At 55.5% G+C, this 14,200-nt stretch carries 12 protein-coding genes; all 12 read right to left on the reverse strand.

The window, feature by feature from the left end:
* Nucleotides 1-7: 7 nt before the first annotated feature.
* The 12 genes from HNV11_RS18805 to HNV11_RS18860 all read right to left on the reverse strand — a co-directional run bounded on the left by HNV11_RS18805 (nt 8) and on the right by HNV11_RS18860 (nt 14,199).
* The gene (locus HNV11_RS18805) at nt 8-1,510 is read right to left on the reverse strand and encodes a DUF1593 domain-containing protein (RefSeq protein WP_171741127.1); all 1,503 of its coding nucleotides are present in this window, start codon (nt 1,508-1,510) and stop codon (nt 8-10) included.
* 26 nt (nt 1,511-1,536) lie between these two features.
* Nucleotides 1,537-3,042, reverse strand: coding sequence for an FGGY family carbohydrate kinase (locus tag HNV11_RS18810; protein WP_171741128.1), 1,506 nt, complete (start codon nt 3,040-3,042; stop codon nt 1,537-1,539).
* A 3-nt stretch (nt 3,043-3,045) separates the two neighbouring features.
* Nucleotides 3,046-4,029 (reverse strand): ABC transporter permease, encoded by a 984-nt coding sequence (locus HNV11_RS18815; protein ID WP_171741129.1) that lies wholly within the window; start codon nt 4,027-4,029, stop codon nt 3,046-3,048.
* A 72-nt stretch (nt 4,030-4,101) separates the two neighbouring features.
* Nucleotides 4,102-5,628: a sugar ABC transporter ATP-binding protein gene (locus HNV11_RS18820; protein ID WP_171741130.1), complete on the reverse strand. Its 1,527-nt coding sequence runs from the start codon at nt 5,626-5,628 to the stop codon at nt 4,102-4,104.
* Nucleotides 5,629-5,719: 91 nt separating this feature from the next.
* Nucleotides 5,720-6,349: a DUF2291 domain-containing protein gene (locus HNV11_RS18825; protein ID WP_171741131.1), complete on the reverse strand. Its 630-nt coding sequence runs from the start codon at nt 6,347-6,349 to the stop codon at nt 5,720-5,722.
* Nucleotides 6,346-7,293 carry a D-ribose ABC transporter substrate-binding protein gene (locus HNV11_RS18830; protein WP_171741132.1) on the reverse strand — a complete coding sequence of 316 codons (948 nt, stop codon included), beginning with the start codon at nt 7,291-7,293 and terminating at the stop codon, nt 6,346-6,348. Before HNV11_RS18830 ends, HNV11_RS18825 begins: the two co-directional genes overlap by 4 nt.
* A gap of 12 nt (nt 7,294-7,305) precedes the next feature.
* Complete coding sequence (locus tag HNV11_RS18835) at nt 7,306-8,736, reverse strand: DUF1593 domain-containing protein (RefSeq protein WP_171741133.1); 1,431 nt, start codon at nt 8,734-8,736, stop codon at nt 7,306-7,308.
* A gap of 24 nt (nt 8,737-8,760) precedes the next feature.
* The gene (locus HNV11_RS18840) at nt 8,761-10,230 is read right to left on the reverse strand and encodes a DUF1593 domain-containing protein (RefSeq protein WP_171741134.1); all 1,470 of its coding nucleotides are present in this window, start codon (nt 10,228-10,230) and stop codon (nt 8,761-8,763) included.
* A 27-nt stretch (nt 10,231-10,257) separates the two neighbouring features.
* Complete coding sequence (locus HNV11_RS18845; protein ID WP_171741135.1) at nt 10,258-11,229, reverse strand: transketolase family protein; 972 nt, start codon at nt 11,227-11,229, stop codon at nt 10,258-10,260.
* A 12-nt stretch (nt 11,230-11,241) separates the two neighbouring features.
* Nucleotides 11,242-12,069 carry a transketolase gene (locus HNV11_RS18850; RefSeq protein ID WP_171741136.1) on the reverse strand — a complete coding sequence of 276 codons (828 nt, stop codon included), beginning with the start codon at nt 12,067-12,069 and terminating at the stop codon, nt 11,242-11,244.
* A 70-nt stretch (nt 12,070-12,139) separates the two neighbouring features.
* A complete protein-coding gene (locus HNV11_RS18855; protein ID WP_171741137.1) occupies nt 12,140-13,312 on the reverse strand; it encodes an esterase in 1,173 nt (390 codons plus the stop codon).
* Nucleotides 13,309-14,199 carry an alpha/beta hydrolase gene (locus HNV11_RS18860; RefSeq protein ID WP_171741138.1) on the reverse strand — a complete coding sequence of 297 codons (891 nt, stop codon included), beginning with the start codon at nt 14,197-14,199 and terminating at the stop codon, nt 13,309-13,311. The genes HNV11_RS18855 and HNV11_RS18860 overlap by 4 nt, the downstream gene beginning before the upstream one ends.
* Nucleotide 14,200: the final 1 nt, after the last annotated feature.

A 14,200-nucleotide genomic window follows, 5' to 3' on the forward strand; every position in this document is an offset into this window, starting at 1 on the left:
TTTTAGGTTATTGCGTAACCGTGGCAATCACCCGCCCGTAGCGAGTCAGGGCGGGCGTTCCACTATCGGTCACCTCAAGAATCAGGTGGATTGTTTGACCAGTCGTGGCGTCGGCCGGTACGACAAAGGTGACTTTGGCCTGATCGCTCTGCTGGATGTCAACTTTGCCCGGATAGGTGCCGGCTTCTGCGTATTGCCACCAGCGGTAATTGACGTTATTGCCGTCCGGGTCGATGGCCGATCCGCTAAGCGTTACGGTCTGACCCGGCTTCACGCGCAGGTCGCGGGCCTGGTTTAATTTAACCACCGGCGGATGATTGGCTTCTTTGTAGGGTTTGACGCACCAGTCGGCGCGGGCGGCAAAATCGTTCTGCAGGGCCGGTATCCAGCGCGTTTGCGGAAAAGCGGCATCCGCCTTACCCGTATAGGGATTGTAGTCAGTTACGTCTTTACCGTCTTCCCAGCGATACGGGTTCGTTTTCGAGGGCACCATGCGGCCACCCCAGCCACCGTACGAGACATCTTCCAGGCTCCGCAGTCCTACGTCAATCAGGTAGAAATAGGCCGGTGAGTCCCCTTCCGAGATAAAGTCATACTGACTCCGACCGAATTTCCGGGCTTCGGCCATGCTGCCGTGCGTATGTTCGGGATCGCCGGGGAGTTGCTGGCCATCGCCCCATAGGTAATAGGAAGCCAGCAACGGACCATGTCCGGTTTTGATGTGTTCCGCAAACCATTTTCCGCCCAGATACGGTTGTAGTTCAGCGGGAACCACCCGTGGCCATGCGTAGGCAAAGCTCCAGAACTGGTCGGAGTTGTAGAGCACCTTAATCTGGGGCCAGTTGGGAGCCACGTATTTCCTATAGGTCGCGTCCTGGTCGAGTACGGCGTAAATGATGGCTTTGTCGGATACTTTTTTCTGAATAGTCGACCAGTTGGCGGTGCCTTTATACTGGTCTTCAATGGATTTCAACGCGCGGGCGACCGTGTTGGTACCACCCCAGATTTGCAGGTAAACGGGGCTAGGATTATTGTCGAGCAGAATCTGTTTAACAAAGTTCGAGCCTTCGGTGTCCCGGCTCATCTCGCCTTCAAAGTCAATATTGCCGACCCGCACCAGACTCTTCAGCTGCGCCGGTGCCGGGTAGCCTTTGGCGTGTTTCACCAGATTGGAATACACCTGCGCGTATTTGTCGATATAAGCCTCCATCCAGGTGGTGCCGGGCCAGCGCAGTTCGGTGCGTTCGCCGTAGCGTTTGGCGGTACTGGCCATTTCGGAGGTAAACTTGGTGCCTTTCCCGTCGCCTTTGTAATGCCATTGCGAACTACTGTACACCAGCCCAACGATGTCGAACTCGTTGCTGTAGAGCAGCATCCGAATAAAGGTATCGACGTCGTCTACCTCCCCGTCGGTGGTCACGATGGTACGTTGTTTACCCTGGGGAACTTGAGCCAGGACAGTTGTTGATAGCAGCGACCAAAGGCCAAGCAGAAGAATGGTTAGTTTCATGGTCTTACGTAACGATAGGTAATTAATCAGGATTTAGTCCGGATGGCGTTTTGCCAGCCCTCGTAATACACTACGGTTTGTGATGCCCCGGCACCCGGCCTAAGGGTGTTACGTTGGGCGGTTAACGCTTCCAGATGGGCTAAATCCCTAAAGATGCCTTCTTTCAAACCAGCCAGAAAGGCCGCTCCCTGGGCGGATACATCCGGCATCCCCTGGTTGATGACCAATTTCCCCAGTAGGTCCGCTAAGAATTGCAGCACGAAGCCGTTGGTCGTCAGTCCGCCGTTGACCGCCAGTTCCGCCAGCGATACACCCGTATCCCCTTCCATAGCCACGACAATGTCTTTGATCTGGTAGGGAATGGACTCCAGGGCTGCCCGCACCAGGTGGGCTTTTGTCGTGCTGAAGGTTATGCCCGATATGGACGCTTTACGCTCCATTTGCCAGTAGGGTGCCCCCAGGCCACTGAAGGCTGGAACCAGATACACGCCCCCATTGTCGGCTACGGATTGGGCCAGCGCTTCGGTTTCTGTACTGTGGGCAATCAGCTCCAGGCTGTTTTTCAGCCATTCAATGGTCGCTCCACAGGTCACAATTACGCCCTCCAGCGCGTAGTCAACCAGCCGTTGGCCCGACCGGTCTTCCATGCTCCAGCAAATGGTGGATACCATGCCGTGGCTCGATTCTTTAGGCTCCGGGCCAACGTTCATGATGATGGAACAACCCGTACCCAGAGTAGCCTTCGCCGTACCCGGAGCGAAACAGCCTTCCCCAAACGCTGCCGCGTGGGAGTCGCCAATCATGGCGGACAGACGAACCGGATGATCAAACAGTCCATTGAAGCAGGACTCCCCAAAATAGGCGGAGGACGGTTTGGGCTCGGGCAGGTTCAAGCCTGACAAACCAAACGTGTTCAGTAGCTCGGTATCCCAGGTTAGCGTTTGTAGATTGAAAAACAGCGTCCGGGATGCATTGGTGTAATCGGTATAGTAACTGGCTCCGCCTGTGAGTTTGTAAAGCAGCCAGCTATCCACGGTGCCGAAAAAGGCGTTGCCGTCGCGGATGGCCTGACTTACGTTTTCGATGTGTTCGGCCAGCCAGATCAGTTTAGTACCCGAGAAATAAGGGTCAATGAACAAACCGGTTTTGGCCCGAATCGTGGGTTCCAGTCCCTGGGCTTTGAGTCGTTCGCAAACGGAGATGGACCGCTTGCATTGCCACACAATAGCCTTGTAAAGCGGTTCACCCGCCCCATTCCAGACAACAAACGTTTCGCGCTGGTTAGAAATACCCGCCACCATAATGTCGTGGGGTTTACCGCCCATGGCCGCAAACCCGCCCAGACACTTGCCTACCGAAGTCAGCACATTGCGGTATATTTCTTCCGAGTCCTGTTCAACGTAACCGTCACCGTAATAATGGGTCTTGAGAGGTTCCGACGCCCGAACAACGACCTGACCGTCGGCATCAAAAATAAGCGTCTTGGTACTACTGGTTCCCTGGTCGATGGCCAGGATGAAAGGTGGCTTCATGTCCTATGCCTCGTTTTTTGCGTTCGATTTATCGATGATGACGGCCAGCAGGATAACAAAACCTTTGACGACCTGCTGCCAGAAGGGCGATACGTTGAGTAGCACCAGACCATTGTTCAGGACGCCGATGATGATGGCCCCCTGTACCGTACCTAGAATGCTGCCCCGTCCGCCCGACAGCGAGGCCCCGCCAATCACGACGGCCGCAATGGAGTCCAGCTCATAGCTGATGCCAGCATTAGGCTGGGCCGAATCGAGTCGGGACGTAACCAGCAATCCACCCACCGCAGCCAGTGCCCCGGAGAGGGTGTACACCATCAGCTTTGTGCGGGTGATATTAACGCCCGACAACCGGGCCGCGCTTTCGCTGCCGCCAATGGCGTAGATGTACCTGCCGATACGGGTTTTATTAGTCAGCAAGACGGCCAGCGCGACAATCAGCGCCGATACCCAGACGGGAACCGGAATGCCCAATAGCCAGCCGGTGCCGAGGTACGTAAACGACTCGCCCAGCCCGGTAATCGGGAAGCCTTCCGTCCAGAGCATAGTCAGGCCCCGGGCGATGGTGAGCATGGCCAGTGTTGCCACAAAGGGCGGCAAGTTGAAGCGGGTAATGGCCCAGCCATTAAACCAGCCCAGAACCGAGCCCGTCAGTATACCGACGACTATCGCTCCCAACAGGGTAAAGCCGATAAACAGGTTGGCACTAGGCAGGGGAATGCCGTTACGTAGCAGGCCCGCTGTGATGGCGCCCGCCAGGGCCAGCACCGAGCCAACGGATAAATCGATGCCCGCCGTCAGCACGACAAGCGTCATACCGGTGGAGATACAGACGTTGACCGAAATCTGCCGCAGTACGTTCCAGAAGTTGGCTACGGTCAGGAACTTATCGGATAGTATACTAAGGGCCAGACAAAGTACGAACAGCGCAATCAAGGACTGAAAACGCGTTAGGGCGGGCCGGTAGGTTTGTAGGGTTATGTTCATATTGAGTAATTGAGTGAATGAGCGATTGAGTGATTGAGCGAATTTTCTTCTTCCACTCAATCACTCAATCGCTCATTCACTCATTGATTTAGGAATTGCGGCTTTCAGAATGTCGTCCGGTCGGTGTTCCGATTCGGTGGCGTCCTTCAGGCTCAGGTCGGCCGTCAGCACGCCCTCGCTCATGACCAGAATCCGGTCGGCAATGGCCAGCAGTTCCGGTATTTCGGAGGATACCACCAGCAGGCCCATCCCATCGGTAGCTAGTTGCGCAATGAGTTTATAGATTTCGTTCTTAGCGTTTACGTCGATGCCGCGGGTGGGCTCATCGAGCATCAGGAGCTTGGGCCCGGTCGCGAGCCATTTTGACAAGACGATTTTTTGCTGGTTGCCCCCGCTCAGGTTTTTAGCCTTTTGTTTCTCCGAGGAGGTTTTGATGCGTAAATCGTGGATATACTTCTTCGCCAGCGCAGTCTCCTTCGCCTGGTTCAGGAAGCCGCTTTGCTCAATGGCATCCAGGGCGGTCAGGCTGATATTGGTTTGCACGTCCAGGTCCAGCACCAGACCATCGCGCTTGCGGTCCTCGGGAACCAGCGCCAGCCCCGCCCGGATGGATTCACCCGGCGCTTTGAGTTGGACAGGCTGCCCATCGAGCCGAACGTTGCCGCTGCTACGTTTCGGGTAGAGGCCAAAGAGGGTTTCGAGCAGTTCGGTCCGGCCCGCGCCCATCAACCCAAACAGGCCGACTACCTCGCCCCGCCCGACTGTAAAGGAAAGGTTCTTTAGCTGAAAATCGCCTGTCCGGACCGGATACGTAAGGCAAAGGTTTTCGACCGTCAGTAATGGTTGATACGTAACGCCAGCCGTTTGCCGCCGGATAATCTGTACATCCCGGCCAACCATTTTTCGAATCAGACTGTCGTGGTCAATCCCCTGCATCTCGCCCGATTCGATGGATTTGCCGTCGCGGAGCACCACGTAGCGGTCGGCGATGGTAAACAGTTCGTCCAGTTTGTGGGAGATATACACAATCGCTTTTCCCTTTCGGCGCAAGTCGGCGATAATGCGAAAAAGCACTGCTACCTCGCTTTCACTGATGGCCGAGGTGGGCTCATCCATGATGATGACTTCCGACTCTTCCAGCAAGGCTTTGGCAATTTCAACTACCTGTTGCTGGCCTACCTTTAACTGGACAACCGGCGTATCCGGGTCGAGCGAAAGCTTGAGGTCATCGAGTAGCTGACGCGTTTTCTCGCGCATCGCTTTTTTGTCGAGCGTACCCCAGCGGGTAGTCAACTCCCGGCCCAGAAAGATATTTTCGGTGATGGTCAGGTACGGAATCAGGGCGAGTTCCTGATGAATGATGGCAATGCCTGCCGCCTGCGCTTCGCGGATGGAGCCAAACCGAATCGTCTGCCCCTTGAACCGAATCTGGCCTTCGTAATCCGTGTACACCCCGGAGAGTATCTTCATCAGGGTCGATTTTCCCGCGCCGTTTTCACCAATAACGGCCGTAACCTGACCAGCGGCAAACGCTAGGCATACCCCGTCCAGCGCCGTAACGCCCGCAAATCGTTTGGTTATGTTCTCGGCGACTAACATAGGTGAAATCGGACCGCCGAAGCGGAGTGAATGAGTGAAAGAGCGAATGAGTGATTGAGTGAACCGTCTGAAAACTCACTCAATCGCTCATTCACTCAATTATAATTGGTATCATGGTCAGGTTGTCCAGGTGCAAATGCGCTCGGTTGAGTTCCATTGCGCCGATGAACGAAAGCTTTTTGCCGGGTGCGGCATTGGCCTTCAGCGTTGGTACGATCTGGTTCCGGATGATCTCGTCAAGCTCAGCCGAGACGCTGTTGAGATCGGTGGTGTTATCAAACTCGGTGATGTTGATTAAACCCGACGCATCTCGGGCCGCATTACCGAAGATGTACTCCGTGGCGAGGTGGACGGTCTCTCCGGATGCCAGCGATACTGTAACATCATTCGGCCCAACAGTGGTAACGGTTCCCTCGCCCTTGACCAGAAAATAGCGGATATTCCCGATACCCAATGCGTGCGAGTACTGATTGAAGGCTTTCTCTTGGTCCGTTTTCAGGAGTGACAGCAGCGTAGCCAGGTCCGTCGCCAAGCGAGGAGCCGCTGGTAGTAGTTTGGCATTCCAGAAGGTTTGGGCGTACGGAGCAGCCGCAAACGCTGATTTGCCCGCGCCGGTTACGCCGGCCGCTTTTACCTCATCGAGCCGTTTGAAGTAAACGGAGTTATAAGCCATTAGCCCCAGCAGCACCACCCCAATAGCGTACTTTACCGTCTTGTTCATAGTCTGGCCGGGGTCTGGTAGTCGGAAATATTCTGCTGCGTCACCAGTTCAACGGCTACCGGCACCCGCTGGGCAAAATCACGCTTGCCGTTGAAGTATTCATCCGCGTATTGGGCAGCTGTTTTGGCCATCGTCTGGGGCGATTGCAGACCCGTTGCCTTGATCTTGCGGTCGCGAATCGAGTTCATGACGTCGTCGGCCCCGTCGAAGCCGTACACGCCCACCTCCTTTTGTTTGCCGGCTGCGACCAGCGCCTGATATGCGCCCATCGCCATCGCATCATTGCCGCAGAACACCGCGTCGATATCCGGGTGGGCCTGCAGAATGGATTCGAGCACTTCCAGCGCCTTATTGCGATCGAAATCGGCGCTTTGCTGGGCTACCATCTTCAGGCCCGGATAGCGATCAACGACGCTGTGAAAGCCCTTCGAGCGATTCCACGTATTGTTGTCGCCTACCAGCCCCAAGATTTCTACGTAATTTCCCCTCTTGTTCAGCGCCTGCACGAAGTTTACGCCGAGAGCCACGCAGCCGGAGTAGTTATCCGACAGAATCTGCGAGGTCGCAACGCTGGATGAGTTCACCTCGCGGTCCATGCAGAACACAGGAATGCCCGCTTCCTTCGCTTTCATGACGTTCACGATAGAGCCATCCGAATCGGTGGGGTTGAGCAGGATGGCGTTGAATCCTGACACGATGGCGTTCTCGAAATGGTCGGCTTCCAGCGAGGTGTTGTTCTGCGAATCGAAGATTTTGGCTTCGTAGCCGAGCGCTTTGGCTTCGGCAGCCGCCGTTTCGGCCAGCACCACAAACCAGGGATTGTTGAGCGTGGAGACAATGACGGCTACCTTCTTAGGCCCATTCTTATCCGATCTGGACGTACAGCTCCCAACCGCAAGCAGGACGAAAAGCAGCCAGGCAGTGAGTATTCCCTGTTTTTTCATGCGCGTTCAGGGTTATAGGTTTTTATCCGGATATACCGTCAGGATGACCCGCTGGTACCGCGTCAGGGCCGGGCTGCCTTTGTCGGTTACCGCCAGAATAAAATGCATGGTTTCCGGCTTTGTTACCTTCGGCGCAACCAGCGATGCCGTTTTCAGCCCGCTGTTTTTAACGACTGGAAGCCGACTGCCTGTATATGTACCAACTTCCGGGTAATAAATCCATTCGTAGGCTAGCCCGTCGCCGTCAGGATCGGTGGACCCTTCGGCGCTCAACGTTACGTTCTCTCCGCTTTTGGCCTGTAACTGATTGGCATGACCCAATTTGGCCACCGGTGGGTGATTTGCTCCTTTGTAGGGCTTGATGGTCCAATCCATGCGGGCGGCAAAATCATGCTGGTACGCCTGCCGCCACCGCCAGATCGTAGCCTTATTGCTAACGTGCCAGTTACCATCTATGCCTTTCACCTGATCTTCGGCGTCGGTCCAGATGGGCCGGGTCTCGGGTTCCAGAAACCATTTGCGGGTGCGGGGCGTGTACAGCTCATACCGACCGCCCCAACTACCATAATCCGGGTGTTCCGGATCGCTCAGGCCGTTGTTGATCAGGTTGAAAAAGCTCGGCGTGTCGCCTTCCATGATATAGTCCGTATGTGGATGCTCGGCACCCAGTGGTCCGTGATTTTTACGGATATTCGCATCCAGCCAGGCGTTGTTGACGATGTTAGAATCAGGCCCGGCGAAGCCCGGTGCATAAGGGAAAACGTCGCCACTGATGCCCCGCCAGGTGGAGGGTTCATAGCCACCCAGGGCATGAAAGCCGGGACTGACGATATAGAACAGGTTCGGAAACGTTTTGCGGAGCCACGGACCGGTATCGTCCTGGTCGGAGATAGTGTAGACCCGCAGTTTGGCTACAAACCGGTCGACCTCGTTGGGCGCGCGGGTCTGGCGTACTTTCCAGAGCGCCTGCGCCAGGCAGTTGGCCCCACCCCATACCGGAATCCAGACCGGCCGGTCATCGTTTTTGTCCACAACGGCAATGATGTGCTCCGACCCTTCCGAATCGTTGCCCGGCCCAACCGCGTTCATCCCGTACCGGGGCACGGATGGCTTAATGCGACTCAGCAGGTATTCGGTTTCCGGATAGCCTTTCTCGTGCAATAGTAAGTTGTTGCGAACTTTTCCGTAAGCCTCGACAATGCGCCGGATTCGTTCGGGAGCCACCCGGTTTTGCTGGTGAACCGAGGTCGTGGCAATCAAACCTTCTACATCCCACCCATTGCAATAGGTCAGAAACCGAACCAGCGACTGGGCATCGTCGGGTTCATTTTCGATATCCGTCAAGACCAGCACCCGTAGCTTTTGGGCAACCGGCAGGGCCTGACCCATAACTGGTGACCCTATCATCAGCCAAAGCAGCGCGAATAAGTAAGCAGGTTTCATGAGGTTTAGGTAGTTGGGGTGGCTTTAGGGCACTACGGTTACGATTACCCGTTTGTAACGCGTTAAGGCAGGAGTACCCTTATCAGTTACTTTCAGAATGAAATGAATCGTTTGCGGGCTCGTTACGGTCGGGGCAATAGGCCGGGCTTCGTAGATGTTCGAAACAAAATTCTCGTAGTTGACCACCCCCTGGTACGTACCTGCTTCGGGATACTGCATCCAGCGGAAACTCATCGAATCGCCGTCGGGGTCCGTCGATTCGGAGGCCCGCAGGTAAAATTGCTCGCCCGATTTGACGGTCAGATTTTCGGGGTGCGACAGCCGGGGAACGGGTGGGTGATTAGCCTCCTTGTAGGGTTTGGTACACCAGTCCATACGGGCGGCAAAATCGTTCTGGAATTCCGTACGCCACCGCCAGATGGTGGCCTGAAGGCTCTTTTTGGCCGTAGGCTGTTTGGTTTCCGGCGGGGGCATAAAGGTTCTTGGGGTCAGAACCGAGTCCGCTGAATTCGTCCAGATAGGGCGCGTTTCGGGCTCTTCGGCCGGCGCACTGGCGGGCTTATTACGGCTGGCGATTAACGTAGGCTGTTGCAGGACGTAACGACCACCCCAGCCGCCCCAGTCGGGGTGCTCTGGTGCGTTCAGACCATTCGGAATCAACCCCAGAAAAGACGGGGTGTCCCCTTCCATCCCAAAGGCTACGTCGGGATACAGTGCCCCCAGTGGTCCATGCCCCTGCTGAATGTGTTCGACCAGCCAGGCATCGCTGGCGTACTCCGGATGCGTGCCCGGTTCGCCCGTGTTGATCCCGCGCCAGGTAGCGTGTTCGTAGCCATAGCCAGGGCTCACCACATAAAACACGCTCGGAAAGGTCTTCCGAATCCAGGGGCCGCTGTCGTCCTGATCGGAAATGGTATAGACCCGCAGTTTGCGGTACAGCCGCTCGGCCTGCTCGGGTGTGCGGGTTTTCTGAATGGTCCGGAGGGCCTGCGCCAGTGTATTTACACCACCCCAGACCGACACCCATAGCGGCCGGTCCGGTCCGCCGGTGCGGTCGGGTTTTTCCAGTTGCCGGATAATCCAGTTCGACCCTTCCGAGTCTTTGCCCTCACCCACACCACCCATGCCATACACGGGTAACCCTTTTTTGATAACCGTTTTCAGAACCTGCGCAGTTGGATAGCCCGGTTCATGTTTCAGCAGATTAGGCTGCACTTTCCCATAGGCGTCCACGATCCGGTGAATGGTTTCGGGAGCCACGCGTTTTTGCAGGTGAATGGAGGTAGTCGCCACCAGCCCTTCAATATCAATCAGATTGGCATACGTAAGCAGGCGAACCAGCGACTGCGAATCGTCGGGTTCGTTCTCAATATCAGTCAGCACCACTAGTCTCGGCTTTTGGCTGGGTGTCTGGGCCACGCTAGGCCCAGACTGCCCCATAGTCGGTAGCAGGGCCATTAGAAAAAGAACTACGAACAGATAAGCAGGTTTCATAAGGTTTAAGAAATAGCGATTCAGGGATTACCGACCCAGTAAGGTCAGCGCTTCCTGAGCAATGCCGTTTTCAGATAAGCCGTAGTGGTTAAAAATCTCCACCTGCGAGCCGGTAACGGTGTATTCATCCGGAATACCCATGATGTTGAAGCGGTTGCGGAATCCATTCATCATCAGGAATGACGCGCAGGCTTCGCCTAACCCACCATATACGCTATGCTCTTCGACCGTCAGAATGGGGCAGCCTTTGGCCGCTACGGTAGCCAGCAGATCGCAGTCGAGCGGCTTGATGGTGTGCATGCTGATAACCGTCGCGCGGATGCCGTGGGTTTGTTCCAACTGGCGGGCGGCCAGCAGGGCCGGATAAACCGTTTCGCCGGTGGCTACCAGCACCAAATCATCGCCCTCGCTGACCACACGGCCTTTGCCAAACAGAAACTCTTTATTTTCTTCCGACAGCAGGGGCATCGGCTTTTTGCCAAACCGAATGTAAACAGGGGTGTTCAGTTGAGCCGCCTGCCGGATGGCCTGCTCCGTCTCAAAGTTGTCGGCTGGGGCCACAATGGTCAGGTTATGCACGGCGCGCAGGGCGGCAAAATCGTGCAGGCTGTGGTGGGTTGACCCTAAAGCCCCGTAGCTGACGCCCGCGCTGATACCAATCAGCCGCACCGGGTTGTTGGAGTAGGCAACGTCGGTTTTGATCTGCTCAAACGAGCGGGCTGTCAGAAAGCAGGCGGGCGATACGGCAAACACATTCTTGCCCGTTGATGCCAGACCGGCCGCTACGCCCACCAGGTTTTGTTCGGCGATGCCAATTTCGACTACTTGCTTCGGGTATTTCTGCGCGAAGGGCACGAGCTTGCCCGACCCCCGCGAATCGCTAGTGACCACCAGCAGGTTACGGTCGGTAGCCGCTAATTCCTGCAGGGTACTGGAAAAAACATCCAGATTGGCCTGCCCCGCTTTTGTGTCCGTTATGACGGTTGTTACATCTCCCATGATGTGTATCGCTTATGCCAAAGCCAGGGCTGCCTCTTCCAGCTCGTCCAGAGCCTGAGCGTATTGTTCCGAATTAGGTACGCCATGGTGCCATTTCAATTGCCCCTCCATGAAACTGACGCCCTTGCCTTTTACAGTATGGGCAATAATTAGGCTTGGTTTGCCGGGTGCAAACGGCAAGGCATCAAAGACTTCCTGCAAGGCCGCCAGATCATGCCCGTCAACGTGCCGTACTGACCATCCGAACGCTTCAAATTTTTGATCGAGCGGGTCGGTATTGCACACGTCGGCCGTTGACCCTGAAATCTGCAGGGTGTTTTTGTCGACGATGGCGCAGAGATTATCCAATTTATAATGCGATGCCAGCAGGGCAGCTTCCCAGTTGGAGCCTTCGGGCAGCTCGCCGTCGCCCAGCAACGTAAACACGCGGTAGTCCAGCTCATCCAGTTTGGCCGACAGCGCCGTTCCCACACTCAGGGCCAGGCCGTGCCCCAGCGAACCGGTGTTTTGCTCGATGCCCTTAATCTTACGGGTCGGGTGGCCGATGTAGTGCGATTTATACTGACACAGCGTCTCCAGATCCGATTCCGGGAAAAAGCCTTTATCGGCCAGCACGACGTAAAGGGCCTCTACCGTATGGCCTTTACTCTGGATATACCGGTCGCGGGTGGGCGAACCAAACGTTTCCGGACTGACTCTGAGTACGTTGTTATACAACACATTCAGGATGTCGACGCAGGACAGGCTGCCACCTGTGTGTCCGGCTTTCGCTCCGACTATATACTTCAGAATATTCCGGCGGTACTGCACCGACTTTTGGGCTAATTCATTGACATTCATGCCGTGATGCTGAAAGAATTTATCTGGAGTTGCAAAAGATTTCCTGGACGGTTCGGCAAGGAATTTCCTTTTATTTGAAAAGCTTCGGCGCCAGCTCCATCAGATAAAGTCGCCAGTTGACCCAGGTGTGACCACCCTCACTTTCCCGGTACGTATAGGGCATTCCTTGCTGGTCATACAAAGCCCGGAGTTTCGTTACGCTGTCATACAGGAAATCATCCTTGCCACAGGCAATCCAGTAGAGTTTGGGTTTGGCCTGTTTAAGAGCCTGTATCTGTTTGATGTGTTCCTCTTTGTTATAATTGCGGGCCATCGGACCATCAAAAAGGCCCATGCTCATGACGCCAATGTAGCCGAACGTAGTGGGGTTGGCGTTGGTAATCTGCTGAGTATGATAGCCGCCCATCGAAAGGCCGGCAATCGCCCGGTGCGCCGGGTCAGCGATCACCCGGTAATTGGCTTCGACGTAAGGAATGACGTCCTTGATCAGACTTGTTTCAAATTTGCCGCTCGTCATGGATTGGATACCAACCGGTGCGCCCGGCGCTGCCTTCGCAAAGGCGGGTCGCTCGCCCGGTGCGGCCGCAACGTTGGGAACCCCATTGGTCATCACCACAATCATAGGCAAGGCCTTACCGGCCGCAATCAGATTATCGAGGATATAGTTGGTTCGTCCGCGGCTGATCCAGCCTTCTTCATCGCCCCCTCCCCCGTGGAACAGATACAAGACCGGATATTTTTTGCCGCTTTTGTCGTAACCGGGTGGAGTGTAAATCGCCATCCGCCGGTCCATGCCGATCGTGGGCGACGGATACCAGACGGCCGATAACGTGCCGTGCGGAACCGCCTGCACATCATACAGCTGCGTCTGAGGTCCGGGTAGAATCAACCGACTTTCATTGATGGAACCGTCGCGGGTGACTACGTTATTGGCGGGGTCCAGCATCGGGATACCATCGACAATAAAGCGGTATTCATACATGTCGGCCGGCAGCGGACCAACTTTGGCTTCGAATACACTCGAATCGTTACGAGTCATTTCGACCGTGTTCCGTAAATCCTTCAGCCAGGTTCCCAGCAGGCGAACGCTTTTGGCATTCGGCGCTTTCAGGCGGAAAATGACCGAGTTATCAGCCAGGACTTCCGGCGACACCACCGGGTTGGACCGTTGCTGCGCCCACGAAATCGTGGTTAACGCCATGCAAATCAGCCCGATCAGACCAAAAAGAGTTCTGTTCTTCATTTTTTCACCTGGTTCATAAAACCCTGTTGCGTCAGCCAATCGGCAAATCGCTCAATCCACTGATCGGAGGGTAGGTTTTGTCTGTTCATGCCGAAACCGTGGCCGCCTTTGGCGTACATGTGCAGCTCGACCGGCTTTTTGGCCGCCAGCCATTTGCTGTATAATTCGACAGTATGCGGGGCCAGATTTAACTGGTCGTCGGAGGCACAGACCAAAAACATAGGTGGCGCGTCGGTAGCCACGGCACTTTGCAGCGAAGCGGGCATATAGGCGTAAACAGGTGCCACAAACGCCGGTCGGTTGTCGGGCGTGTAGTTGAAAGCCGATGAGGCCGTGACCGTACCACCCGCCGAGAAACCCAGGATACCAATCCGGTCGGGCGCGATTCCATAGTTAGCTGCGTGTTTGCGCACGTAAGCAATGGCAGCACGGCCATCGGCAATGGTTAGCGGAATAGTAGCTTTATTCTCGGCATCCCATTCGTCCTTACGCGGCCCGTTTATCCCTGCCATCATATCGGCAAACGGGTCGTCGGTGTTAATATGAGCCGTGCGATATTTCAGCACAAACGCGGTAATACCTTTTTGGGCCAGCCATTTGGCGGCATCGTTCCCTTCATTATCAATCGCCAGGAAGTGGAAGCCACCACCGGGGCAGATAATAACCGACGTACCGTTGGCCACCGCCGGGTCGGCCGGAAACACCGTCAGCGTTGGATTGACGACGTTGAAAACCGTCATCAGCTTAATGGCGTTTTTATTATTCTTTTTTTCTTCCCAGTTCCATTTTTCAGAACCCGGTGCCGGTCCGTCGTATAGCCGGACTTCCTTCTGCTGCGCCTGCACCAGGCCCGATACCAGGAAGCATACAATGAACAGTGCTCTCATA

This window comes from Spirosoma taeanense (genome assembly GCF_013127955.1).
Taxonomy (GTDB): Bacteria; Bacteroidota; Bacteroidia; order Cytophagales; family Spirosomataceae; genus Spirosoma; species Spirosoma taeanense.